This is a genomic window from Amycolatopsis oliviviridis (assembly GCF_014654365.1).
Taxonomy (GTDB): domain Bacteria; phylum Actinomycetota; class Actinomycetes; order Mycobacteriales; family Pseudonocardiaceae; genus Amycolatopsis; species Amycolatopsis oliviviridis.
Genome location: NZ_BNAY01000005.1, coordinates 530,399 through 554,868 on the forward strand (window position 1 = coordinate 530,399; position 24,470 = coordinate 554,868).

The following is a 24,470-nucleotide window of genomic DNA, read 5'->3' on the forward strand; positions in this document are numbered from 1 at the left end:
TGAGATGAAAGGCCCCTTCATTGCGAAATTTGCAATGAAGGGGCCTTTCATGTCACGCCGCGACAGGATCAGGCCGCGTTGCCGGTGATCTTGGTGGGCGTGATCCGGACCAGCACGCGGACGACCTCGGCGGGCTCGTCCGGGTAGTCCTTGTCGAGGTACTTGTGCGAGAGCTCGTTGATCAGCTCGCGCCCGCCCTCGTCGGTCATCTCCACGGTCCCGCGGATCTCGACGTAGTTGTACGGGTTCTCCTGCTCGAAGACCGAGACGGACACCCGCGGGTCCCTGGCCATGTTCCGCTCCTTGAGACGGCCGCGGACGGTCGCGAAGATCAGCGTGTCGCCGTCCCGCTTCGCCCACAGCACGGACGTCTGCGCGGAGCCGTCGGCGTTGATGGTCGCGAGGACCGGGAAGTTGTTGCCGTCGAGGAGTTTCTTGGTCGCGTCGTTGAAAGTCACACCCATGAAGGAAGCCTAATCAACGAACGTTCCCGGCGACCCGTTCGACCCGCAGGCGGACGATCACCCGTTCGACTTCCGGGCCCTCCGGCGGGGCGTCTTTGCCGAGGTACTTGTGGCTGAGCGTCTTCGGCAACGTCTTCTCGGGATCCGGGGTGATCGTGACCGTGCCGCGCAGCTGCGTGTGCCGGTACGGGTTCTCCGCGTCGGTGATCGACACGCTCGCGCGAGGATCGCGACGGAGGTTTCGCACCTTCAGCCTGTCTTCGGTGGCGCTGAAGACCAGATCGCCGTCGTCGAGGCCCACCCAGATGACCGAGGTCTGCGGGCCGCCGTCGGCGTCCAGCGTGGCCACGGTCGCGAAGTTCTTGCCGTCCACCAGTTCGCGGACCGGTTCGGGAAGTGTGACTGCCATGACAGCCCGAACCGGCTCCCGGCGCGGGCTATTCCTGCGACGGCAGCAGCAACGCCGTCGCGAACGCCGCGATGCCCTCGCCGCGTCCGGTCAGGCCGAGCCCGTCGGTCGTCGTCCCGGAGACGCTCACCGGTCCGCCGACGGCCTCGCTCAGCACCTTCTGCGCCTCTTCGCGGCGCTTGCCGACGCGCGGCGCGTTGCCGACGATCTGGACGGTCGCGTTCCCGACGGTCCAGCCGCCCGCCTCGACCAGGCGGCGCGCTTCGGCGAGGAACTCGACGCCGTGCTTGCCCGCCCACTTCGGATCACCGGTGCCGAACACCGCGCCGAGATCGCCGAGCCCGGCCGCGGACAGCAGCGCGTCGCACAACGCGTGCGCCGCGACGTCGCCGTCGGAATGCCCCGCGCAGCCGTCGACGCCGGGCCAGAGGAGACCGGCGATCCAGCACTCGCGGCCCGTTTCGATCGGATGGACGTCGACCCCGTTGCCGATCCTCAAAGCGTTTCCTCTTCTTCTCCGGCCACGGCGATCGCTTCGGCCAGCTTGAGTTCGAACGAAGTGGTGACGCGCATCGCGTCGGGGTGCCCGGCGATGGTGTGCGCGCCGTCGAGAGACGGTTTATCGGCATACGAGAGAAAAGTCTCACGAGTGAAGCCGAGCGGGGTTTGCGCCGTACGCAGGTGTGCGCGGTCTTCGGTTCCCGTGATCACCTTCGCCGCCTCGGTCACCTTCACGGTGTCCGCCATCGGCAGAACGGGAACCACGAAAGAAGAACCCGCACGGACAGCGTCCGCGACGGCACGGACCGTGTCCGCGGGAGTGAAAGCGCGCAAGGCGTCGTGCACGAGGATGACCGGATCCTCGGCGATTTCCGTTGCGACGGTGTCGAATACGTGCCGGAGTGACTGTCCGGGTACTATCCGGCATCGCTTGTCGAATCCGCTGTTCCCCAGACCGCCGAGAGCGGCCGAAAACAAATCAGCACACCGCTCGGGGGCCGCTACGACCACCAGATCGAGATCCGGCAGAGCGAGCAGCCCCCGCACAGTGTGCGTGAGTAGAGCTTCACCATTGACCGGCGCGAGAGCGAGCTCCGCGTCGGAGGCATGGTGTCGAACGACAGTGACGAACACGATTGTGCTCATATGGACGGTGCTCATATGTGCGCGATCGTAGTGGTATCCCGCGCAGCCTCACCTGGCGTGGGACATCCGCCGGTTCAGACTGCCGCGGTTTCCAGAACTTCGTCGAGGAGGACTTCAGCCTTGTCCTCGTCGGTGCCCTCCGCGAGCGCGAGCTCGCTGACCAGAATTTGCCGCGCCTTCGCCAGCATGCGCTTCTCGCCGGCTGAAAGTCCGCGGTCCTTCTCTCGCCGCCAGAGGTCGCGCACCACTTCGGCCACCTTGTTCACATCGCCGGAGGCGAGCTTCTCAAGGTTGGCCTTGTACCGACGAGACCAGTTGGTGGGCTCTTCGGTGTGCGGAGCACGCAGAACGTCGAAAACCTTGTCCAGTCCTTCTTGCCCGACGACATCACGAACACCGACGATCTCGGCGTTGTCAGCGGGCACGCGAACCGTAAGATCCCCTTGCGCGACTTTGAGGACGAGGTACTTCTTCTCCTCGCCCTTGATCACGCGGGTCTCGATGGCTTCGATGAGTGCGGCACCGTGGTGCGGGTAGACGACGGTCTCTCCGACCTTGAAAACCATGTGTCCTCTGCCCCTTTCGCTGAATTCATCTTAGCACGTGCCGACGAGGCCCACCTAGCGGCCCGCGATCGTCGTCGCAGGTCAGCGGCCTGACGGTGGTCCGCCCGGGGGTTGACAAACCCAATTCGCCCGTGCTCATGCAGGTGAGAAGCGAACGATTTCCAAATCCTTTGTGGACGGTTGATCTTGGGCACGTCACCGCATTGGTGGCGTGTCAACACGCACCGGGTTCTCCGCCCGCGAAGCCGCCCGGCTAGTCTTCGCGGTGAAGAGGCCGTGAGATGGAAGGACTCCGACGTGAGGCTGCAGAATCGTCGCGTGTTCGGCGCAGGTGTGCTGGCGCTCGGCGCCGCGCTCGTGCTCGCCGGCTGCGGTGCTGGTCAGATCACCCAGACCGACTCGCAGCAGCCCGCGGTCAACGGGACGTACGCGCAGGCGAAGGACCTGGTGCTGCGGAACGCCGCGCTCCAGTTCCCGACCGAGGGGCAGGCGTACCCGGCCGGTTCCGCCGCGCCGCTGACGCTGACCATCGTGAACCAGGGCAAGCAGGACGACGAGCTCGTCTCGGTCTCCTCCGAGGCCGCCACCGGTGACGCCAAGATCACCGGCGCCAAGGCCGTCGTCGCGAGCCACGCGCTCGTGATCGGCCCGTCCGACGCGGTCGAGTCGACGAAGGAGGTCGCTCCGACGAGCGCCCCGTCCTCCGCGCCGGCGTCCTCGGGTGCCCCGTCGTCCTCCGGTGCTCCTTCGAACAGCGAGTCCGGCGCCCCGTCGTCGAGCGTCGCCGGGACGGTCACGCCGTCCGCGGGCCCCGAGTCGTCCGCGGCGCCGGGCGAGGTGGGCAAGGCCACGATCGTGCTGCAGGGCCTGAAGCAGCCGGTGTGGGCGGGCCAGACGATCAAGGTCACCTTCGTCTTCAAGAACTCCGGTTCGATCACGCTGGAACTGCCGGTCGCCGCGCCGTCGCACCCGGGCAGCCGGGCCCCGGCGCCGGAGAAGCCCAAGGCCGAGGGCGGCGGGCACTAAGTCTCGTAAGTACATGAAGGCCCCCTTCCTTGCGCCTAGGTACAGGAAGGGGGCCTTCATGTACTTGTCGCTCCCCGGGTTTGTCGGTGGTGGCCGCTAGCCTCGCGGAGTGGTCAAGAAAGGCAGTACCTACCGCTGCGGCGAGTGCGGGTACGAGGCGCCGAAGTGGGTCGGGCGCTGTCCTGAATGTCAGGCGTGGGGAACCCTCGAAGAACGCGGCGACGCCCGTCCCGCGATAGCCAGGGTCGCCGCCGGCGCACCCAGCGCTCCCGCGCGCCCGATCGGCGAGGTCGACGTCGAGACGGCGCGGGCCAAGCCCACCGGAGTCTCCGAACTGGACCGGGTGCTCGGCGGCGGGTTCGTGCCGGGCGCGGTCATCCTGCTCGCCGGGGAGCCCGGTGTCGGCAAGTCGACCCTCCTGCTGGAGGTCGCCTATCAATGGGCGGCCACCGCGGGCCGCGCGCTGTACGTCACCGGTGAGGAGTCGGCCGGGCAGGTGCGCCTGCGCGCCGAACGCACCGGCAACGTCCACGACGAGATGTTCCTCGCGGCCGAGAGCGACCTCTCGGCGATCCTGGGCCACGTCGACGCGGTCAAGCCGGGCGTGCTGATCGTCGACTCGGTCCAGACCATGGCCTCGCCACAGGTGGAGGGCGCGCCGGGCGGGGTCACCCAGGTCCGCGCGGTCACCTCCGGGCTGGTCGCGCTGGCCAAGGAACGCGGACTGCCGATCGTCCTGGTCGGCCACGTCACGAAGGACGGTTCGGTCGCCGGGCCTCGCGTGTTGGAGCACCTCGTCGACGTCGTCCTCCAGTTCGAGGGCGACAAGCATTCGACGCTGCGGATGCTGCGCGGGATCAAGAACCGCTTCGGCGCCGCCGACGAGATCGGCTGCTTCGAACTCGTCGAGGAGGGCATCGTCGGCGTGCCCGACCCGTCGGGCCTGTTCCTCAGCCACACCTCCGAGCCGGTCGCCGGCACCGCCGTCACGGTGACCATGGAGGGCAAGCGGCCGCTGCTGGGCGAGGTCCAGGCGCTGGTCTCGGCGACCCAGTCGCCCCAGCCCCGGCGCGCGGTGAGCGGGCTCGATTCGGCGCGTGTCGCGATGGTGCTGGCCGTGGTCGAGAAGCGCGCGAACATCAAGGTCGGCGACAAGGACGTCTACGTGGCGACGGTCGGCGGAATGAAGATCACCGAGCCCGGCATCGACCTCGCGGTGGTGCTGGCCCTGATCTCGTCCGCCAGGGACACCCCGCTCTCGCCCAAACTCGTCGCGATGGGCGAGGTCGGGCTGTCGGGCGAGGTCCGGCGGGTACCGAGCGTCGGGCGGCGGCTCGCGGAGGCCGCCCGGCTCGGCTTCACCTACGCGCTGGTGCCGCCGGACTCCGGCAAGATCCCGCCCGGGATCCGGGTACTGGAGGTGGCCGACGTCGGAAGCGCGCTGAACGCCGCCAAGCACGCTCGTTAGGGCGGCCCGCCGTCGTCGGTGACCACGACCGACATCGCCGTGTCGAACGAGGCCGTCTCCGGCCCGCCCGGCTCGGCCGGGTTCGGGGTGGCACGGTTCCGCACGACCTGCGCCGTCGCGAGGTCGACGACGAACGTCCTGGTCCGGTCGGGCAGCGTGATGGAGAAGGAAACGCCAGGACGGTTGTCGGGTGTGGTCACGCTCGTGTCGACCGTGACACCCGGAACCCGCGCGAGCGCCTTGCACAGGGCCACCCGGAGATCGCCGAAACCGTGCCCCAGCCGCAGGGCGCCGAACACCATCTCGAAGATCTCGGGTGCCGTGTTCGCCTCGTCGAGGCGCTGCCCGGAGCGGTTGTCGTGGCGGAGCCGGTCGAGCAGTTTCGTCGGGTCGGCGGGGAGCTCGGCGAGGAACTCCTTCGACGGGTTCGTCCAGCCGCTTCCCGGTGGGTTCCGCCGGGTCGAGACCGGCGGCTCCGGCACATTCGGCGTGGTCGTGGTCGATAGGGGCGGGGCCATCGGGCTCGAGGTGGTTTGAGGCGTGGGCGGTCCCCAGGAGCCTTCCCAGCCCGTTTCGATCGTCGCGCCCGGGATCAGGTCGCCGTGTGACTTCGCCATCTCGTAGTTGCCCTTGATCCAGCGGATCTCGCCGGTCCGGGTGAACCGCGTCCGGGTCCCCCGGTCTCTCGCCGACGGAAACCATCGCTCGAGGATCTCGTGGGTCTGATAGACCACTCCGCTCCTCTTGCCGAATCGCGTCGTCCAGACCGACTCGGTGAGCAGCCGGTACTGACCGTCGGCCAGGGGGACATCGGCGCCGCGGAGGTACTTGAGCACGTCATCGTCCGACGCGACGGTCGCCGGGGCCGCGGGGTCCTGGCCGGTGCCGCCGATGAAGGCGTTCGTGGCGACGATCCCGCCGCCGGACACCAGCGCCGCGGCGGCCGCGGCCGCGATCCATCGCCACGCGCCGGTGCGTTTTTTTGCCGGGGGCGCCGTGACCGGGAACTCCGCCTCGGGCTCGCCCGCCGCGCGCAGGAGCGTGGCCCTGGCACGGGCCAACTCGTCCTGCCGGGTTTCCGGCCCGGAATGGAGGTCGGCCAGCGCCTCGTCGAGTTCGGCTTCGGACCACACCTTCCTGATGCTATCGCCGTGCACTTTCGCCCTCCTCCTCATGCCTCGAATCGTCCTTTGTGGACTTTGTGGTCATCTCCGGTGCGTTGGCGCGCAACCATCTTCTGATCCGGTGCAGTCTTGATCTGACGGTCCCGGCGGGAATCCCGAGCGCCTCGGCCACCTCGCCGGGGTCCAGGCCCGCCCAGGAGACCAGCAGCAGGGTGTCGCGGTCCGCGACGCTCAGTTCGGCCAGCGCGCCCGCCAGCTGGGCCGCGCGGGACTGCGCGTCGACCCGCTCGGCGACGCGGCCGTCGTGCCCGGCCGAGACCACCTGGTCGGTGGCCGCGAGCCGTGCCGTCGCGTTGAGCGCGCGGGTCTCGGTGCGGACGTGGTGCCTGAGCAGGTTGGTCGCGATGCCGTAGAGCCACGCCCGGGCCGTCCCGGCCTCCGGGCGGTACGTCTCCCGCCGCCGGAGCGCCACGAGGAACGTCTCGGCGACGAGGTCGTGCGCGGTCTCGGTGCCGACGCGGCGCGCGAGATAGCGCTGGAGCGGGGCCGCGTGGGCGTCGAAGAGCATGCCGAAGACGGGCGCGGGGTCGGGACCGCCGAGATCCGGCCTGTCCGGCCCGTGCGAGCCGGCCTGCTCGTGATCGTTCTTCATCACCTGCACGATCGCTATTGCCCGAAGGCCCCCAGAGCGTTCATCCGATCCTACTTTCGTCGTGGGCCGATCAGGGCAGGCACGGGTCGAGATCAAGACAAAAGTGTCCGGACGGGCAATCCTGTTCACTATTCACCATTGAAAAGTGAAACTGGGGAAGGATTACCATGCGTCGACTCAGGACCGCGGTCGTCGCCGCTCTCGCGGTGTCCGCACTGATCACCGCTCCGGCGGTGGCCGTCGCTCAATCCGAAAATGTCGTACCCGCGCCTGACTTCGTGAAGGCGATGGCGCCGCCCGCCAAGGTCGAAGGGGTCAGGGCGGCCGCCGAACTCAACATCCAGTACCAGATCCAGGAGACCGGGTACTGGTGCGGCCCGGCCGCCACCCGGATCGCCATCTCGGCCAAGAACGGCAATCCGCCGAGCCAGCAGCAGCTCGCGAACGAGCTCCCGACCACCACCAACGGCACCGACTGGATCGGCCAGGTCACCCGCGTCCTCAACGCCCACATCGGCGGCGGCTGGTACGAGACCAAGGAGATGCCGAACGACCCGCCGACCCAGGCGCAGCGTGACCTGCTCTGGCGCGACATCGTGCTGGACGTCGACAAGGGCTACGCGATCGTCGCGAACATCGTCGCCCCGGCGAACAACCACCCGCCGGGCTACCCGAACTACACGATCTACCACTACTTCACGATCATCGGCTACAACAGCGACAACATGACCGTGAAGATCGCCGACCCGGCCAACTTCGGCGGCAACCAGATCTACTGGCTCACCTTCAACCAGCTCGCCACCCTGATCCCGCCGAAGGGTTACTCGGCCTGATCCTCGTCGCGTTTCGTCCTCTGCTTGCGGTACTTGCGTGTGCAAGGACCGCAAGCAGAGGACTGATTGCGGTAGTCGGGTAAGCGAACTACCGCAAGCAGAGGACGAAATGTCGGGTTGTACGAATCTTGTACGAGGGGGCGGGAGGGTGCCCGACATGCGCATCAAGACGCTCGGTCTGCTGGCCGCCTCGCTGCTGGCCCTCATCGCCGCGCCGGCCCAGGCCGCCGACGGCAACCCCCTTGAGAAGACCAACGGCTTCTACGTCGACCCGAACTCCAACCCCGCGGTCTGGGTGAAGGACCACCCGGGCGGCACCGCCGACAAGATCAAGGCCGCCATCTCCACGAAGGCGGGCGCGCGCTGGTTCGGCAACTGGAGCGGCGACGTCAAGAAGGCCGTCGACGGCTACACCTACGCCGCCGACGTGGCCGACAAGCTGCCGATCCTGGTCGCCTACAACATCCCCGGCCGTGACTGCGGCGGTCACTCCGGCGGCGGCGCGGGCAGCCCGGAGGCGTACCGGACCTGGATCTCGAACTTCGCCGACGGCATCGGCGGCAAGCCCGCGGTCGTCGTCATCGAGCCGGACGCGCTCGCGCAGGTCGACTGCCTGCCCACCGGTGAGCGCCAGACCCGCCTCGACCTGCTCAAGTACGCCGCGGAGCAGTTCGCGGCCAAGGCCCCGAACACCTGGGCGTACATGGACGGCGGCAACTCGACCTGGATCCCCGCCGCCACCATGGCCGACCGGCTCAACGCCGTCGGGGTGAAGTCGATCCGCGGTCTCGCGATCAACGTGTCGAACTACAAGACCACCACCGACTCGGCGAACTACGGCAAGGCGGTCAGCGCCGCGCTGTCGAGCAAGTACGGCTACACCAAGCCGTTCGTCATCGACACGAGCCGCAACGGCAACGGCCCGCTCGGCTCCGAGTGGTGCAACCCGGCCGGTCGCAAGCTCGGGACGCCCTCGCAGACCGGTGGCGGCGCCGAGATGCTGCTCTGGGTCAAGGTGCCCGGTGACTCCGACGGCAAGTGCGGGATCGCGCCGAACGTCGAAGCCGGTCAGTTCAGCTCCGATCTGGCCCTGCGCCTGATCAGCGGGACCTGACCCGCCTCCAGCCCGTCGCGCCGGCTGTTCGTCTGTGACTTTCGTTCTCCCGAGAAGGCGAAGGCCACGACCCCTTGGACAGCAGCCGGCGCGACGCCTCCACTACGGCCGAAGGGGCCCTTCACCGCATGCCATGCGGTGAAGGGCCCCTTCGTGGCGTCTGACGCGGGGAAAGTCCCCTTCAGCCCCTATTGGGCGAGCAGGTTCGCGCAGCGGATCAGCCCGATGTGCGAGTACGCCTGCGGGTGGTTGCCCAGCGAGCGCTCCGCGATCGGGTCGTACTGCTCCGGCAGCAGACCGGTCGGGCCAGCGGCGTCGACGATCTGCGTGAACAGTTCCTCGGCCTCGGTGCGCCGCCCGGTGAGCAGGTACGCCTCGATGAGCCAGGCCGCGCAGATGTGGAAACCGCCCTCGCCGCCGGGAAGGCCGTCGTCGCGGCGGTACCGGTACACAGTGGACCCACTGCGCAGTTCCGCCTCGATCGCGGTCACCGTCGACTGGAAGCGCGGGTCGGCCGGATCGATCAGCCCGGTCAGCCCGACGAACAGCGACGCGGCGTCGAGGTCCGTCCCGTCGTAGGCGGTGGTGAAGGCCTGTACCTCTTCGTTCCAGCCCTTCTCCAGCACGTCGGCGGAGATCTCGTCCCGCAGCGACGGCCACGCGCCCGGCACCGCCCGGCCGTAGACGTCGCCGAGCTTGATCGCCCTGTCGATGGTCACCCAGCACATCACCCGCGAGTACACCCGATGGCGCGGCACGTGCCGCTCCTCCCAGATGCCGTGGTCCGGCTCGTTCCAGCGCCGCGTGACGGCCTCGGCCATCGCGCGCACCAGCTGCCAGTCCTCGTCGCGCAGCTCGCCGCGCGCCTCGGCGAGGGTCTTGACCAGTTCGACGACCGGGCCGAAGACGTCCAGCTGCACCTGGTGGTTCGCCAGGTTGCCGACGCGGACCGGCCGCGAACCGGCGTACCCGGGCAGCGACTCGATGACCGCTTCGGCGCCGATCACGCTGCCCGCCAAGGTGTACAGCGGGTGCAGCCGTTCCGGACCGGCCAAAGTGGACAGCACGCCGTGCAGCCAGCGGAGGTAGCCTTCCGCCTCTTCGGTCGAGCCGAGGTGGACCAGCTCGCGCACGGTCATGGCCGCGTCGCGGATCCAGCAGTAGCGGTAGTCCCAGTTGCGGACGCCGCCGATCTCCTCCGGCAGCGACGACGTCGCCGCCGCGAGCACGCCGCCGGTGTCGGTGTTGACCAGCCCGCGCAGCGTCAGCGCCGAACGGCCGACGAGGTCGGTCTGGACGCTGGGCAGTTTGAGCGTCTGCGCCCAGGTGCTCCAGTAGTCGCCCGCCCGTGCGCGTCGTTCCACTTCGGACAGTTCGTGTTCGCCGAGATCCGAGGTGCCGCAACGGAGTTCGAGCACCACCGGGTTCTCCGGGGAGGGTGTGACGAGCGCGGACGCGGTGTCGTGCAGGCCGTCGGTGGTGATCTCCCACTGCACGCCCGGCGAGCGCAGCGCGAACGGCTCCGAGGTGCCCTGCACCAGGATGCCGTCGCCCTCGGCGACCAGTTTCACCGGCACGCCACCGAATTCGGGCCGCGGCGCGAACACGATCTCCGCCGCCGTCTCGCCCGCGATCACCCGGACGAGATCCGTGCGGTGCGCCGGGCTTTCCGGTTCGAGGTAGTCGGTGACGAGCAGCCGGGACCAGCGGGTCTCGACCGTCATCGTGTTCGGCAGGTAGCGCTGCCCGAGCGGCAGGCCGTTGCGGTGCGGTTTGATCGAGAAGTGTCCCGCGCCGGCGCCGCCGAGCAGGTCCGCGAACACCGCGGGCGCGTCGGGGCCTGGGTGGCACAGCCAGGTCAGGCGGGCGTCCGGCGTGACGAGCGCGACCGAACGTTCGTTGGCCAGCAGGGAAAGCCGCTCGATCGGCGGCGCTTGCTCGCCGTAGAGCCAGTTGCGCCGCTCTTCGAGCAGGAAGGCGAGCGCCATCGCGACGTCGACGGTGTCCGGGACCCGGTACTGCGCGAGGCTCTCGCCCTCGCCGACCTTCACCCCGAGGTCCGGCCCGGAGATCCGGGCGAACGCCTTCTCGTCGGTGACGTCGTCGCCGAGGAAGATCGCCGCCGTCGCGCCGACCTGGTGGCGAAGGGTGTCCAGCGCGCGGCCCTTGTCCGTCTGGACGACCGCGAGCTCGACGACCTCCTTGCCGTCGGTCGTGGACACGCCCTCCCACGTCGAGGGTCCATTGTGGACGTCGCGCAGGACGCGGCGGCCCGCCTCGTGCTCGGCGCGGCGGACGTGCACCGCGATGCTCGCGGGTTTGACTTCGAGCGAGACGCCGGGCACGTCGAGCACCAGGTTCTCCAGCTCGGCTTCGAGCCGTCTGTGGAGCTCGCGGGCCTTGTCGTCGAGCGCGTGGATGAAGCCGATGTCGAACTCGGATCCGTGGCTGCCGACCAGGTTCACCTCGGCAGGGAGACGGGACAGGGTGGCGAGATCGCGCAACGCGCGGCCGGAGATGACCGCGGTGGTCGTCTCGTGCAGGCCGGCCAGCGACCTGAGTGCGCCTACCGATTCGGGCAGCGGCCGGGCTTCGTCCGGGTTGGCCGTGATCGGAGCCAGCGTGCCGTCGTAGTCGCAGGCGACCAGCAGCCGCGGCGTGCGGGCGACCTGAACGATCGCTCGCCGCAGCTCGGCGGGCAGTGCCTCGGCGGTCAACGATTCTCCTCGAGAGCTATGCGGGGTATGGGGGAAGTCTCAGTCGGCCGGTTCGGCACCGAGCGCCTGGAGGAACGAGCGCGCCCATCGGTCGACATCGTGCGTGAGGACTTGGCGACGCATGGCGCGCATACGGCGGCGGCCCTCTGCGGGGTCGAGCGTAATGGCAGTCTCCAAGGCGTTCTTCACCCCGTCCAGATCATGCGGGTTGACCAGTAGCGCACTGGTCAGCTCCGCCGCGGCGCCGGCGAACTCCGAAAGCACGAGCGAGCCGCCAAGATCGTGGCGGCAGGCGACGTACTCCTTGCAGACGAGGTTCATCCCGTCACGCAGGGGGGTCACCACCATGACATCGGCCGCCGAAAAGAACGCGGCCAGCTCCGTCCGGTTCACGGACTGGTGCAGATAATGCACGACCGGGTGACCCACGCGGGCGAATTCGCCGTTGATCCTCCCGACCATCTGCTCGATGTCGCCGCGCATCCGCTGGTAATGCTCGACGCGTTCGCGGCTCGGTGTGGCCAGCTGGACGAACGTGACGTCCTCCGGGCGGACCCGGCCTTCGTGCAGCAGCTCGTGCAGCGCCTGCAACCGCAGGTCGATGCCCTTGGTGTAGTCGAGCCTGTCGACGCCGAGCAGGACCTTCTTCGGATTGCCCAGGTCGTGCCGCAGCTGGGCGGCGCGTTCGGCGACGCCCTTGGTCTTGGCGAGTTTGTCGAGGCCGATGGCGTCGATGGAGATCGGGAACGCGCCGACCCGCACCGTGCGGTCGCCGACCTGCATCAGGCCGGGGCGGGTGCGGATGCCGACCGCGCCGCGGCTGGACTCGAGACCGGCCAGCTGCCGCGCCAGCCAGAGGAAGTTCTGCGCGCCACCCGGCCGGTGGAAACCGACGAGGTCGGCCCCGACCAGGCCGCGGACGATCTCGGTCCGCCACGGCATCTGCATGAACAACTCGACCGGGGGAAACGGGATGTGCAGGAAGAACCCGATCCGGAGGTCGGGCCGCAGCTCGCGGAGCATCGCCGGGACCAGCTGCAGCTGGTAGTCCTGGATCCACACGGTCGCGCCCTCGGCGGCGACCTTCGCGCTCGCCTCGGCGAAGCGTCGGTTCACCCGGACGTAGGACTCCCACCAGCTCCGGTCGAACACCGGCCGCGCCACCACGTCGTGGTACAGCGGCCAGAGCGTCGCGTTCGAGAAGCCCTCGTAGTAGTCGCGGACGTCGTCCGAGGTCAGGGAGACCGGGTGCAGGACCAGACCGTCGTCGTCGAACTCCTCGACCTCGACGTCGGGCACACCCGGCCAGCCGACCCAGGCGCCTTTGCGGGATCGAAGGAACGGTTCGAGCGCCGACACCAGTCCGCCGGGGCTCGCCGTCCAGCGCCTGCTCCCGTCGGCGGTCCGTTCGAGGTCCACCGGGAGCCGGTTCGCCACCACCACGAAATCCGCGGAGGCCGTCCTGCTCGTCTCGGCCATTGCTTCGTCCACCAGCCGCTCCCTCAAACTCGCGGGTCGCTGCCCTAAGGGGAAACCCTATCGCGCGAGGAGGTCGCGGCCGGTCGACGAGCGATCACTCCAAGCGTCGTTCGGCGGGTTCCATCGGCCCCGCCATCCGCGGCCCGGCGAATTTGCGTTCCAGCCTGCCGAGTCCCGTGCGCACCGGCTGCGCGAGGTATTCGCCGAGCACGACGCCCGCTGCCAGGGCGAGGCCCACGGCGACGGCCGTCATGAGCGTCGAGATGTTGCCGCCGGGCTCGACGCCCAATTGGTATAGACCACGATAGGTGGAGAGACCGGGGAGAAGGGGCGTGATGCCGGACACAGCCACCACGAGCGGCGTCACCTTGAGCCGCCTGGCGAGCACGCCGCCGCAGAATCCGACCAGCGTGGCGGCGATCGCGGACGAGCTGACCGCTTCGAAATCGGTCAGCATCAAGGCGCCGTAGACCGCGCCGCCGATCGCGCCCGCCGCTCCCGCGACGAGCATCGCGCGCATCGTCGAGTACGAGGCGAGCGCGAAGCAGGCCGAAGCGCCGACGCTGCCGATGACGATGATCGGCAGGTCCTGCGGCGTCGAGGAGACGACCTCGGGCAGCGGGGTGAGCGGCATCTTGAGCAGCAGCGCGATCTTCAGCGCGAGCACCACGCCCGCGATCAGCCCGGCACTCATCAGCGCGGTTTCCATCGTGCGCCCGGCCGCCGTGACGTAATAGCCGGTGATGGCGTCCTGCACGGCGGAAACCGTGGAAAGACCGGACAGCAGCACGGTGACGGCCGCCGCGACGACCAGCGTGGGTTTGTCCGTGGTGAGCAGGCCGCTGCTGACTATCGCCATCGCCGACAGGGTCGCGACCAGGCCGCCGATCACCTGCTGGAAGAAGAACGGCAGCGCGTAGCGGTTGAGGAAGCGGCCGAGCCGGTCGATGACGGCGCTGATCACCATCGCGACCAGCGCGACGTCGATGCTGCCGCCGAGGATCAGGGTGATGAACCCGGCCAGCCCGCCCCAGGCGGCCGTGGCCACCCAGCGGGGGTACGGGTGCGGCGCGGTGGTGATCCGCTGGAGTTCCTGCTGGGCCTCTTCGGCGCCGATGTTCCCGCGGACGATCCGGCGGACCAGCGTCTCCGTCTGGGTGAGCCGCGTGTAGTCGAGGCTGCGTGAACGGACCACACGCAGGGCCGTCACCGGTGCCATGTCGGTGCCGCGGTGGCAGGTCACCGTGATCGACGTGAAGATCACGTCGACCTCGCAGTGCGGGAGACCGAGCGCGGAGGTCAGCGCGATGATCGTCGCCGTGACGTCGGAGGCGCCGGCGCCGCTGGACATCTGGACCTCGCCGATGCGCAGGACGAGATCCAGGACGAAGTTGACCGTCGTGTCGTCGGGCGGCTTCGGCCCCATCGTCTCTTCGCCGTCGACGGCGGGCTGCTCGGCCGTCGGGGCTTCGAGGATCTGCCAGGCGCGGCGGCGCAGCAGGTTCGGCCGGTGCGAGCGAGCCTGGTGGATCGATCGCTCTCCGTCACGTTGGCGTGGTGCTTCCAGCAGCCATTCGCCGCGTTCGGGTGTTTCGTCCTGGTTCTTTCCGACACCGCGTTCGCCGCGCTGGGCCTTCTTGGTGTGCTCGTTGATCTTCATGATCGATCCACCTCCTCACTCGTCTCATAGGGACTTTCCCGAGGACCATCGGGGCCGGTGGCCCGACTGTTGCAGGAAACCCGAAGTGGCGTCCGCCACGTCCGAGGAAGATCATCGCGACGTCGTCGGTCTGCGGCACACTGCAAGGTATGGCGTCCTCTGTGAGCAGGCGATCCGTTCTTCGTGCGGCCGGTGTCACCGCGGCCGGGACAGCGGCGACATTCACCCTTTCGGGGGCATCTAGCGGGGCGGAGAGCCCGGTTTTCGCGCATGGGGTGGCGTCGGGTGACCCCATGCCCGATTCGGTGCTCCTCTGGACCCGGATCACGCCCTCGCCCGAGGCCGTTCCGGGATCCGGAAAAGGCGCGGTGGCAGACGTCCGGTGGGAGGTGGCTAAGGACGCCGGGTTCGCGGACGTCGTCGCTCGCGGTCACCTCCGGACCGGGCCGGACCGTGACCACACGGTGAAGGTGACGGCCGGCGGGCTGTGCCCGTCGACCGCGTATTGGTACCGGTTCACCTCCCGGGGGACGGTGTCGCCGACCGGGCGGACGCGCACCGCGCCTTCGCACGACGACGACGTCGCGAGGCTGCGGTTCGGCGTGGTCTCTTGTGCGAACTGGGCTGTCGGTCACTTCGCCCCCTACGGCTATCTGTCCGGCCGCGACGATCTTGACGCCTTCCTCCACCTGGGTGACTACCTCTACGAGGGAAACCCCAACCCTGCTGGCGATCTCCGGCCCTCGGTACCGCCCAACGAGTTGATCACCCTCGCGGATTACCGGCAACGTCACGCGATGTACAAGACCGATGAGCAGCTGCGGCGGCTGCACGCCCGCCATCCGATGATCGCCACCTGGGACGACCACGAGGCGGCCGACAACGCCTGGTCCGGCGGTTCGCCGTCACACGACCCGGCGACCGAGGGCAGCTGGCTCGACCGGATGCGGGCGGCGCACCAGGCGTACTTCGAATGGATGCCCGTGCGGCATCGCGGTGACCGGCTGTACCGGCGGCTGAAGTTCGGGAAGCTGGCCGATCTCACCATGCTGGACCTGCGGACGTACCGGACCCGGCAGCCCGGTCAGGGGGAGCCGACGGACGGCACGATCCTCGGCGCCGAGCAGCGGCAGTGGTTCCTGGAGGGCCTCGCGCGCGGGACGGCGTCGTGGAACCTGATCGGGAACTCGGTGATGGTCACGCCGATCAAGGTCCCCGCGCTGCCCGCTCGCGAGAAGCTCGCGCTGGACGGCCTGCTCGACGGCCAGCCGACCACCGTGAACACGGATCAGTGGGACGGCTACACCGCCGACCGCCGCCGGGTCCTCGACACCATCGCCGCGCAGGGGCGGGGCAACACGGTGTTCCTGACCGGCGACGTCCACTCTTCGTGGGCGAACGACGTGCCGCGGGACGGTTCTCTGGATGGGACCAGCGTCGCGGTGGAGTTCGTCTGCCCGTCGGTCACCTCGGACAACATCGACGAACAGCTCGGCGTCCCGCCGCGAACCGGCTCGCTGAAGGTCGAAGCCGCGCTCCGCGCGCTGAACCCTCACGTGCGCTTCGTGGAACTGGACTCGCACGGCCCCTGCGTCCTCGAAGTGACCCCGGAAGCCGTCCGGATGAACTGGCACTACGTCGCCGACCGCCGCGACCCGGCGACCGCGGTGACGTTCGCGCACGCCTTCCGGACGGTGGCCGGGGAGCCCTGGGTGCGGCCTGCGGACGGCTGAGGAGGCGCCGATATACTGGGCTCGCCCGGGCTGTCCTGGGCAAGGCCGCTATAGCTCAGCTGGTAGAGCATCTGTCTTGTAAACAGAAGGTCAGGGGTTCGAGCCCCCTTGGCGGCTCAAGATCAAATATAGCCCCGAGCAGTACGTTTCTTCTGAAAAGACGGTGACGAACCGCCGCGAAGTGGATCTTGATCCACATTCTGATCCACCAACCCTGCTAGCTTGAGTTCCGTGGCGACCACGGACTCGATCGAAGGCGGGCGGCAGCGCGGCAGTGTTCGCCGTTTTCGTGACGCGTTCCAGGTGGTCCCATTGCATGATGCGGCTGACTGGTTGTTGAGCGCCCCCTTCAGGCTGGGGTAAGTGACCGTCCGATGGTTGGCGGAGAGGATGCTCTGGGCCTGTCTCGTCTGGGGCGTTGGGCTCGACTGGCTGCCGGTTCGTGACAGGGGGCCTTCCCAGTCGGGATGGCAGGGTCAGGGAGGGGTTGTCGGCACGCCGTGGCCGCAACGCCTCCGCTAGGATCCATTGCGCGTGTCGCGCTCCGCCGTGGTCGATGTCGCCGATCGTGAAGACCACCCAGCCGACCCAGTGTCCGGTGGTGGTCGCCTGCCACATGCCGAGAAACCCAGGAACCGTGGCCTCAAGATCAAGCTCGTCCGGCAGGGTAGGTCGGCATTCGCTGACCTGGTAGACCTTGCTCAAGTCGACCCAGACAGGGCGGCTCAGCCGCACCATGTGCAGGTACGGCGGCCCTGGTGAGGTCGTGCCGCCGGTATCGAGCATGTGTTCGATTATGTATCTCTCGGTGCTGATCTCCAGTCTGCGAGGTGCACCTGAGACAGTCGCGAGTTGCTGCTGTCCGGAGAGGAATGGCCCCTGGTCAGGCCGAGCGGGCTCGGCCTGACATGTGACGATGTAGCGGTCGCCGGGGTTCGGCAAACTACGAGGCGTGAAGTCGAAGAAGCTGGACGCGTCGAAGACCGTGCTGACGCGGCGGTGGCGGAATCGCGGGGGTACATGGTGGTGGGCGATCGTCGTTATCGTCGTCCCGGTCGCGTTGATCGCGGCCGCGGCTCTGACCATGCTGCTGATGTTCGTCGACCCCGGCAGCGACGTGAAGAACAAGATCGAGCTGATCAAGGTCGGCCTCGCAGTCGCTGCTGGTACTGGCGGCGTGGTCGCACTGGTGCTCACTGGGCGCCGGCAATGGTCCACCGAGCACGACGCTACTGAACGACGGCTCACCGATTTGTACGTCAAGGCCGTTGACCAGCTGGGGTCCGACAAAGCTGCCGTCCGTCACGGCGGGCTTTACGCGCTGGAACGGGTGGCCCAGGACAACCCGGATCACCGCCAAGTTGTGGTCGACGTGATCTGCGCCTACCTTCGTGCCCCATTTCAAGTACCCGGTTTCCGAAGGCCCCGTAAGCGACCAGGGATCCACCGCCCTCTGGTACCCAGAAGGGGGCCTTCCCTGCAAAACACCGCTAGTGGAGACCGGACCGAGTCGCCGAACGTGGCCGAACTCGAAGACGACGCCAAGGATGAACTGGAAGTCCGCCTGACAGCCCAGCGCATCCTTGCCAAACATCTGAGACCAGGCGACGATCCGAAACATCCCACAAAAGCCTTCTGGAAAGACATCAATCTCGACCTGGCCGGTGCCACACTCATCGACTTCAACCTGGAGTGCTGCCAGATCAACGAGGCCAGCTTCATCAGGGTGACCTTCGTCGGCGACGTCCAGTTCCGCGAGGCGACGTTCACAGGCACCGCCTGCTTCGACAGTGCGGCCTTCGCAGGCACCGCCTGCTTCGCCGGGGCGGCCTTTAACGGCGCGGCCTGGTTCCGCGAAGTGATTTTCATCGGTACTGCCTGGTTCGACGAGATGGCCTTCACCAGCGACACCGACTTCAACAAGGCGACCTTTGCCAGTACCGCATACTTTCGTGGGACAGACTTCGGCGGGTTCACCCAGTTCGACGAAGTGACCTTCGCCAGCGATGCCGACTTCGATAGTGCGACCTTCATGGGCGACGCCTCGTTCGCCATGGCGACTTTTACCCGCGACGCCGGTTTCCACGTCGTGACCTTCGCTCGCGATGCGCGGTTCTACGAGGCAACCTTCGAAGCCGGACCGGGTGCCTTCCTGGCGCGTATCCGCCCGAACAACCTAGACTTTTGGGGCTCATCATGGCCGCTCGGGTGGACTGTCGAACTAACAGACGATGCGGAACAGGAGTGGCTACTGCTGGTTCCCGTGCCAGTGGTTCTCGATCAGGAGCAACCTCAGGAAAGACACCGAAGCAGTCGGGACATCACCTGGTCGGGTTTTGACCGTCCAGCACTCGGCTGGCCTGGAAGCGGGTGCCCGTAGCTGGTGAAACGAGCGCGACGGAGTCTTTCGGCAGGGTCGCCGAGCCGGGCCGATAGCCGTTGAACGTGACATCTCGTGGAGGTTTGTTCGGCCACTGGCCAGATGGTTGCACTATCTGGTCTGGATGATCTCGTCGATAGGCCCAGAGCTGTTCGCAGGCAACGAATGTGCCAACGACCGCACTGTTCAGGGAGTCGACAATCCCGGCAAGTGTGTCGAGTGAGTCCTCTTCGAGGAAGAGTTTACGGGGATCGCTGGCCGTGCGGTAGGCGTGCGCCTCGGGGTAGTCGGGCTGCCTTGGCAGCGGCCGCGCGATCTTGTCTTTCTGGATGTAGTTGACCGCAATGCGCGCGCCGCGATGAACGCGGTCGTTGCGGCTCCATCTCGTCCAGTCCAGCCATCCTTCGGGTCCCGCGTGGTGAAGCGAGGATCTAGCAGCGCGGAGAAGAGTTCCCTGCTTGTCGGTCGGGTCGAGGACCTTCTTCTGCAGCTTGAGCTGTCCTCGGACGTCCGGTCCCGGATAGTCCGCCCCGTCGGTCAGCGGGAGTAGCTTGCCGAGGTCAGCCTTCACGAGTTCCATGTCAAACCCGCCAACGGCAATGATGATGCCCGCCAGGTTGTCCAGTGTGGATCCAGCCGCTCGAAGAACGCCCGCGGTGTGCGCGTCGATGCGCGCTTCGCGGCGTGCTTCTTGGTCGCCTCGGATGAGGCTTTTGCTTCGGCCAGCGCCGTTCTTGAACTGTGCGATGGTCCAACGGTCGTCGCTGAACCGGCATTCACGCAAGTCGTAGAGGTGGATCGCCCCAATGCGAAGGTTCTCTCCGACGCCGAGGACGAGGCCGTAGAGGTAGTCCATGATTCCGGTAACCGCGTCGATATCGAGGCCGTAGTCGTGCCACCAGGCGCATCCTCCTCGCGTGGTGTCGAAGTCGGCCTGGATAAGGGCTGTCAGGTCGTCGGCAGCCTTGAGTGCTTTGTGGACTGGCTCGTGGTAGCGCATGGTCGGTCCTACCTTCGGCGTGGTGCCGGTCAGCGGAACATTGTATCGGTCGAAACCGTTCCAAGTCTCCCGATTTCAACGCTGGCCGCGCGAGCCGCACTTGACCGCCTTGGCGGGCCGGGCTCGTCCGGGCGGTAGGGTGCCTACCTAATCGGGGGTGTTGCTTCCTGCGCTTGCGGCAAATCGTGATACTTGAGCAAAGGCTGCGACTCAGGAAAGAAATTGAACTGATTACAACAAGTACGGCAAGGACGACGACGCCTTCGCGACGTTCCCCGAGGACGAGCTGCCGCTCGACGAGGACCCTGACGAGGAACAGGACGACGAGGAGGAGTACGACTTGGACGACGAGGACGCCTGATCCTGCGCTGAACGTGCCACCCGACGGCGGGCACGCGATCACCCATAGCGTGTCTAAGGTGCCTGGTCTGTCGACAAGGCGAAGCAGCCAAGGTCGCCGACAGGATGGTCGGTGAGTCCACCTCAGGGAGAGGCGATGCCTACGAACCCCGAGTTCTTCGGCCTTACCGCGTTAAGCACGATGGTCGCGGTGTTCGCCTTCATAGTTGCCCTGACCATCAGGCCGTGGCTAGCTAGCAAGCGTGACCACATACCGCTCACACAAGACTATCGGCCATCAGAAGCTCCCTCCCAGTAGGCGAGGTTGTTTCGGGTCATGTGGGTGTCGGGGTGGTCGGGGCCGAGTACGCGTAGTCGGTCGGCGAGAAGTTCTTCGTATGCGGTGGCGGCGCCGGCGGGGTCGCCGGCCTCGCCCCGCCAGTAGGCGAGGTTGCTTCGGGTAGTGAGGGTGCGAGGGTGGTTGGGCCCGAGTATGCGCAGGTAGTCGGTGACGAGCTTTTCGTATGCGGTGGCGGCGCCGGCGGGGTCGCCGATGTGGCCCCGCCAGGAGGCGAGGTTGTTTCGGGTGGTGAGGGTGTCGGGGTGGTCGGGGCCGAGTAGGCGTAGTCGGTCGGTAAGGAGTTCTTCGGTAGCGGTGGCAGCGCTGGCGGGGTCACCAGCACTGCCTCGCCAGGAGGCGAGGTTGTTTCGGGTGGTGAGGGTGTCGGGGTGGTCGGGGCCGAGTACGCGTAGTCGGTCGGCGAGAAGTTCTTCGTGAGCGGTGGCGGCGCCGGCGGGGTCGCCGGCCTCGCCCCGCCAGGTTGCGTGGTTGCTTCGGGCGGCAAGGGTGTCGGGGTGGTCGGGCCCGAGTACGCGTAGTCGGTCGGCGAGAAGTTCTTCGTATGCGGTGGCGGCGCCGGCGGGGTCGCCGATGTGGCCTCGCCAGGTTGCGAGGTAGCTTCGGGCGGAGAGAGTGTCGGGGTGGTCGGGGCCCAAGTAGTTATTTGCTTCTTCGTGGAGTCGAGTGCTCTCGGTAGTAGCAGAGTTCAGAAGTCCCGCGTTGCCTAAGCTCATTGCGTTGAGAAACAGCAAAGGGTGCCCATCAGGTTGCCAGAGGTATTGCTCGGCAACGTCATGTAGGACGACCGCGTTTGCTCGTAGCGCCTGGACCAGTTCGCGGTCGGTTTCAACGTCCGGCCACATGGACGAGAAGGCTTCCGCAGTTGTACGAGCGAGCTCTCCGAGCGAGTCAGCGGAGAGCGTGTCGCGGACGGCGCGCTGGACCAGGCCGTGCACTCGGACTCCCCGGTGAGTTTCGGTAAGGTCAAGTGTGAGCAGACTGAACCTGCTTAAGCACTCCAGCCCGCCTGTCGTAACACTGGCACTGACTGCTTGGCCCAAGCGGTCAGAGAGATATCGAGTGATGGCTTCAGTTGTGAAAATTGCTGCGGGGATACCCGCGGGGTCGAGCAGTGACGCCAACTCCAGCATGGGACGTGCTACGCCTACAGGGTCCAGCTGGTCTGCCGCGTCGATCGATACAGCCCAGGTGGCCGCTACCGTTTGCTCGTGTCCGTCTGGGAGATCTTGTTCCTTGGGAAAAACTTCGCGCAACGCGGTTCGGTGCTTGCCTACTTGGTCGAGGTAGCCGGTAGTGCTGAGTAGCGGTTTGTTCGATAAGTAGGCGGTAGCCTGTGCCAGCGCTAGTGGCAGATACCCAAGGTCTTTCGCCAGCGCCGCCAGGTCCCGCTGCTCTTCTTCGGTACGCGCACGATCGGGGAGCTTTTCGAGCAGATAGGTCGAGGCTTCGTCGATGGTGAAGAGGTCGACGTCGACAGTCTGGCGGCGATACCCGTGGAGAGCAGCATCGCGTCGGCGAGTGGTGACGATGACCTGTCCCGCGGCGGAGTGTGGTGGCCAGAGTCCGGATAGGTGGTCGGGGTGTTGCAGATCGTCGAGGACGATCAGCCATCGACATGAGGTTTCAGCCAACCATTCCAGTAGCCGGCGCCAGGCGCGCTCCGGTTTGTCCGGTGCCTGGCCCAGCATCTCCACGGCCACTTCGATGTAGGAGGCGATGATGGCGTCGCGGCTGCGGGCGGGAATCCACACCAACAGGTCCACATCCTCGGTGTCCCAGCGCGTGTGTGCGTGATCCGCTGCGATCTGGGTCTTGCCGACTCCGCCCAGCCCGATCAGCAGGCTCGTGGGGCTGGCCCCGGTGACAACCACGGTGCCCCCGTCCCCGGCCGACCGGGCAAGCCGGTCGGACACGGCACGGCGTTGGTACGCGTGTGCCAGTACTGGCACGGAGCCGAACAACCGCGGTTCAGGCTGGCCAGTGACCGTTCGCGAGCGCGGCGCTTCAGAGGGGGATCTCCGAGCGGAGGTTTCGAGCATCTGCGTGAGCGTGCCGTGATGGCCGCGCATCTCCGTGAGAATCTCGTCCCTGCGAAGCCCGATACCTTTGGTCCCTGCCGCCTGGATACAGGCGATCGCGTAGACCGCGACTCGCTCCCACGGCGGCGCCTTGACGAACTTGCCCTTCAGCAGGTCCGAGAGAGAAGACTTCGTCAGCTTCTCTCCGGCCTTCCTGGCATGGTCCACGAGTTCAGACTGCTGCGGGTTCCCAGCCTTCGCGCGCAGCTGCTGCAACTGGCTGACGAACCAGTCCTGCGGACTCGTCACCGCGCGTCCTCCCACCCCTATCTCCGGATTCCGGAACCGTCCGGATTCCGGATCTCGGAACCTACTGGATCCAGCAGACCGACCCGTGCTGATCCGGGCTCCGCCGAGAACAGCACCCCCGAACGGCCCAACACCTCATCGTTGTCCTCAGCAGGCCTGCGACCCCAACCTTCACCGACACCTGCGAGGAGCAACCTTCATGTCCCACACACGCAACCGGCAGCCCCGGCCCCTGGTCCGTACGGTTCTCAGCGGCGTGATCTCCGGCCTCACCCGCACCATCCTGGACTGGCTGATCAACCAACTCCACCTGTGACCGGATAAAACGGCCGCCAGCCGGTACTCGTTACAGAGTGCCGGCTGGCCCGGCCGCGGAGATAACGTCGAGCCGTGGATCCTGATCCACACTCTGAGCCACGAACTGATGCCCACCCATGCCAACGGAGCCCAATTTCGTCCAACTGGCGCCGCTCGTGACCAGGGGATCCACGTATCAGCACAGGAGCGCTGGAACTTGTAAACAGAAGGTCAGGGGTTCGAGCCCCCCTTGGCGGCTCCCTTCTAAAGGCACCCCTGAGCAGGGATTTTCATTTCGGAAAGATCCGTGGACTCGTACTGAAGTGGATCTTGGTCCACGGATCTCGCCGGGAAGTGATCGGCCATCGGTGGGCCGCCTCTTCAGAGGCGTTCGACGCGGTCGGCCTGCGGGCCCCGGTCGCTCTGACGCACCGCGTACCGGACCCGGTCACCCTTCTGCAGCGGCTCCGACCCCATGATCACGGACGCGTGGGCGAAGAGATCGTCGCCGCCCGCGTCCGGGGTGATGAAGCCGAAGCCGCGGTCGCCGTCGTAGCGCGCGACGACGCCCTCGCCGCCTCGTACGGGCACGTCCCGCGACGCCGGCCCTGCGGCCGCGGCAGGTGCCGGCCGCTGCGGCGCCGTCTGGGGCTCGGCGCCCCGGACCAGGTGCACGTCGCGGGCCTGCGGGCCCTTGTCTCCACTGGTCACCTCGTAGGCGACGCGGTCGCCCTCCGCGAGCCACGTCAGCCCCTCGGCCAGGGCCCGGGCGTGAACGAAGACGTCCCCGGCGCCGGAGTCGGGGTTGATGAAGCCGAAGCCCTTGTCCTCGTCGTACCAGGCCACCGTGCCGTCGGCACCGTCCGCGACACCGGCCGCAGCGGGTGAGCCGGCCCCTGCTCCCAGCGGGATCACGTGCCCGGCCTGCGGGCCGCGCTCGCCTTCGACGATCACGAAGGCCACCCGCTGCCCCTCGGTGACCACGCCGCCGGTCACGATGGCGGAGCTGTGCACGAAGATGTCGGCGCCGCCGCCGTCCGGCGACGCGAAGCCGTACCCCTTGCCCGGCTCGTACCAGTTGACGGTGCCGAGCAGGCCCACGGCGCTGCCGGCGGCCGCATCGGCGGTGACGCGAACGCGCAGCGCCTGGGGCCCGCGGTCGTTCTCGCCGACCTCGAACACGACGGCCTGACCCTCGCGGAGCACTTTCCCGCCGCCGTCCCCGACGATCTCGGAGGCGTGCACGAACACGTCCGGCGAGCCGTCCTCGGGCGCGAGGAAGCCGAAACCCCGTTCGGCGTCGAACCAACGGACGGTCCCTTGCGGCATAAAAGGCTCCAGGTCGAGAGGGCGGGCACTGGCCCCCAGTCTCTCT

19 protein-coding genes and 1 tRNA gene are annotated in these 24,470 nt (G+C 67.5%); 7 read left to right on the plus strand and 13 right to left on the minus strand.

Translation table 11 applies throughout. The annotated features are described in order from the left end of the window. Nucleotides 1-68: 68 nt before the first annotated feature. The 5 genes from IE302_RS24220 to IE302_RS24240 are packed head-to-tail and all read right to left on the minus strand — an operon-like array spanning nucleotide 69 to nucleotide 2,585. Nucleotides 69-464 (minus strand): PPOX class F420-dependent oxidoreductase, encoded by a 396-nt coding sequence (locus IE302_RS24220; protein ID WP_191256753.1) that lies wholly within the window; start codon nucleotides 462-464, stop codon nucleotides 69-71. A gap of 13 nt (nucleotides 465-477) precedes the next feature. Next, entirely contained in the window at nucleotides 478-873 is a 396-nt protein-coding gene (locus IE302_RS24225; protein WP_191256754.1) for a PPOX class F420-dependent oxidoreductase, read from the minus strand. Nucleotides 874-901: 28 nt separating this feature from the next. Further along, nucleotides 902-1,372 carry a 2-C-methyl-D-erythritol 2,4-cyclodiphosphate synthase gene (gene ispF, locus IE302_RS24230; RefSeq protein WP_191256755.1) on the minus strand — a complete coding sequence of 157 codons (471 nt, stop codon included), beginning with the start codon at nucleotides 1,370-1,372 and terminating at the stop codon, nucleotides 902-904. Then, entirely contained in the window at nucleotides 1,369-2,034 is a 666-nt protein-coding gene (locus IE302_RS24235) for an IspD/TarI family cytidylyltransferase (protein ID WP_373308017.1), read from the minus strand. The genes ispF and IE302_RS24235 overlap by 4 nt, the downstream gene beginning before the upstream one ends. A 59-nt stretch (nucleotides 2,035-2,093) precedes the next feature. Continuing rightward, nucleotides 2,094-2,585 (minus strand): CarD family transcriptional regulator, encoded by a 492-nt coding sequence (locus IE302_RS24240; RefSeq protein ID WP_005165253.1) that lies wholly within the window; start codon nucleotides 2,583-2,585, stop codon nucleotides 2,094-2,096. Between the two features lie 297 nt (nucleotides 2,586-2,882). Here IE302_RS24240 and IE302_RS24245 point away from each other — a divergent pair, with 297 nt between their 5' ends. Both IE302_RS24245 and radA read left to right on the plus strand, forming a co-directional pair. Next, nucleotides 2,883-3,611: a copper chaperone PCu(A)C domain-containing protein gene (locus IE302_RS24245; RefSeq protein ID WP_191256756.1), complete on the plus strand. Its 729-nt coding sequence runs from the start codon at nucleotides 2,883-2,885 to the stop codon at nucleotides 3,609-3,611. A 109-nt stretch (nucleotides 3,612-3,720) separates the two neighbouring features. After that, nucleotides 3,721-5,079 carry a DNA repair protein RadA gene (gene radA / locus IE302_RS24250; protein WP_191256757.1) on the plus strand — a complete coding sequence of 453 codons (1,359 nt, stop codon included), beginning with the start codon at nucleotides 3,721-3,723 and terminating at the stop codon, nucleotides 5,077-5,079. Here the strand turns inward: radA and IE302_RS24255 are convergent. Together IE302_RS24255 and IE302_RS24260 are read right to left on the minus strand one after the other, a co-directional pair. After that, a complete protein-coding gene (locus IE302_RS24255; protein ID WP_229907917.1) occupies nucleotides 5,076-6,212 on the minus strand; it encodes a CU044_5270 family protein in 1,137 nt (378 codons plus the stop codon). The genes radA and IE302_RS24255 overlap by 4 nt on opposite strands. A gap of 10 nt (nucleotides 6,213-6,222) precedes the next feature. Next, nucleotides 6,223-6,864: an RNA polymerase sigma factor gene (locus tag IE302_RS24260; protein ID WP_191256759.1), complete on the minus strand. Its 642-nt coding sequence runs from the start codon at nucleotides 6,862-6,864 to the stop codon at nucleotides 6,223-6,225. Between the two features lie 158 nt (nucleotides 6,865-7,022). Here IE302_RS24260 and IE302_RS24265 point away from each other — a divergent pair, with 158 nt between their 5' ends. Beyond that, nucleotides 7,023-7,688, plus strand: coding sequence for a C39 family peptidase (locus IE302_RS24265; protein WP_191256760.1), 666 nt, complete (start codon nucleotides 7,023-7,025; stop codon nucleotides 7,686-7,688). Nucleotides 7,689-7,845: 157 nt separating this feature from the next. Next, nucleotides 7,846-8,802 carry a glycoside hydrolase family 6 protein gene (locus IE302_RS24270; protein ID WP_191256761.1) on the plus strand — a complete coding sequence of 319 codons (957 nt, stop codon included), beginning with the start codon at nucleotides 7,846-7,848 and terminating at the stop codon, nucleotides 8,800-8,802. 188 nt (nucleotides 8,803-8,990) lie between these two features. Here the strand turns inward: IE302_RS24270 and otsB are convergent, their stop codons facing one another. The 3 genes from otsB to IE302_RS24285 form a co-directional block, all read right to left on the minus strand. Further along, nucleotides 8,991-11,519 (minus strand): trehalose-phosphatase, encoded by a 2,529-nt coding sequence (gene otsB, locus IE302_RS24275; protein ID WP_191256762.1) that lies wholly within the window; start codon nucleotides 11,517-11,519, stop codon nucleotides 8,991-8,993. A 39-nt stretch (nucleotides 11,520-11,558) separates the two neighbouring features. Next, the gene (locus IE302_RS24280; RefSeq protein ID WP_191256940.1) at nucleotides 11,559-12,998 is read right to left on the minus strand and encodes an alpha,alpha-trehalose-phosphate synthase (UDP-forming); all 1,440 of its coding nucleotides are present in this window, start codon (nucleotides 12,996-12,998) and stop codon (nucleotides 11,559-11,561) included. Nucleotides 12,999-13,092: 94 nt separating this feature from the next. Next, nucleotides 13,093-14,658, minus strand: coding sequence for a threonine/serine exporter family protein (locus IE302_RS24285; protein WP_191256763.1), 1,566 nt, complete (start codon nucleotides 14,656-14,658; stop codon nucleotides 13,093-13,095). 149 nt (nucleotides 14,659-14,807) lie between these two features. Here IE302_RS24285 and IE302_RS24290 point away from each other — a divergent pair, with 149 nt between their 5' ends. The 3 genes from IE302_RS24290 to IE302_RS24300 all read left to right on the plus strand — a co-directional run bounded on the left by IE302_RS24290 (nucleotide 14,808) and on the right by IE302_RS24300 (nucleotide 18,771). Continuing rightward, nucleotides 14,808-16,391 carry an alkaline phosphatase D family protein gene (locus IE302_RS24290; RefSeq protein WP_268246779.1) on the plus strand — a complete coding sequence of 528 codons (1,584 nt, stop codon included), beginning with the start codon at nucleotides 14,808-14,810 and terminating at the stop codon, nucleotides 16,389-16,391. A gap of 44 nt (nucleotides 16,392-16,435) precedes the next feature. After that, a tRNA-Thr gene (locus IE302_RS24295) sits at nucleotides 16,436-16,508 on the plus strand. Between the two features lie 835 nt (nucleotides 16,509-17,343). Then, entirely contained in the window at nucleotides 17,344-18,771 is a 1,428-nt protein-coding gene (locus IE302_RS24300) for a pentapeptide repeat-containing protein (RefSeq protein ID WP_191256764.1), read from the plus strand. On the opposite strand, the gene IE302_RS24305 is transcribed toward IE302_RS24300, so the two are convergent. The 3 genes from IE302_RS24305 to IE302_RS43090 form a co-directional block, all read right to left on the minus strand. Then, nucleotides 18,713-19,771 carry a hypothetical protein gene (locus IE302_RS24305; protein WP_191256765.1) on the minus strand — a complete coding sequence of 353 codons (1,059 nt, stop codon included), beginning with the start codon at nucleotides 19,769-19,771 and terminating at the stop codon, nucleotides 18,713-18,715. The two genes, IE302_RS24300 and IE302_RS24305, sit on opposite strands and share 59 nt — an antisense overlap. Before the next feature lie 627 nt (nucleotides 19,772-20,398). Further along, nucleotides 20,399-22,798 carry a tetratricopeptide repeat protein gene (locus IE302_RS24310; RefSeq protein ID WP_191256766.1) on the minus strand — a complete coding sequence of 800 codons (2,400 nt, stop codon included), beginning with the start codon at nucleotides 22,796-22,798 and terminating at the stop codon, nucleotides 20,399-20,401. 678 nt (nucleotides 22,799-23,476) lie between these two features. Then, nucleotides 23,477-24,424 (minus strand): cold-shock protein, encoded by a 948-nt coding sequence (locus tag IE302_RS43090; protein ID WP_191256767.1) that lies wholly within the window; start codon nucleotides 24,422-24,424, stop codon nucleotides 23,477-23,479. Between the last annotated feature and the right edge of the window lie 46 nt (nucleotides 24,425-24,470).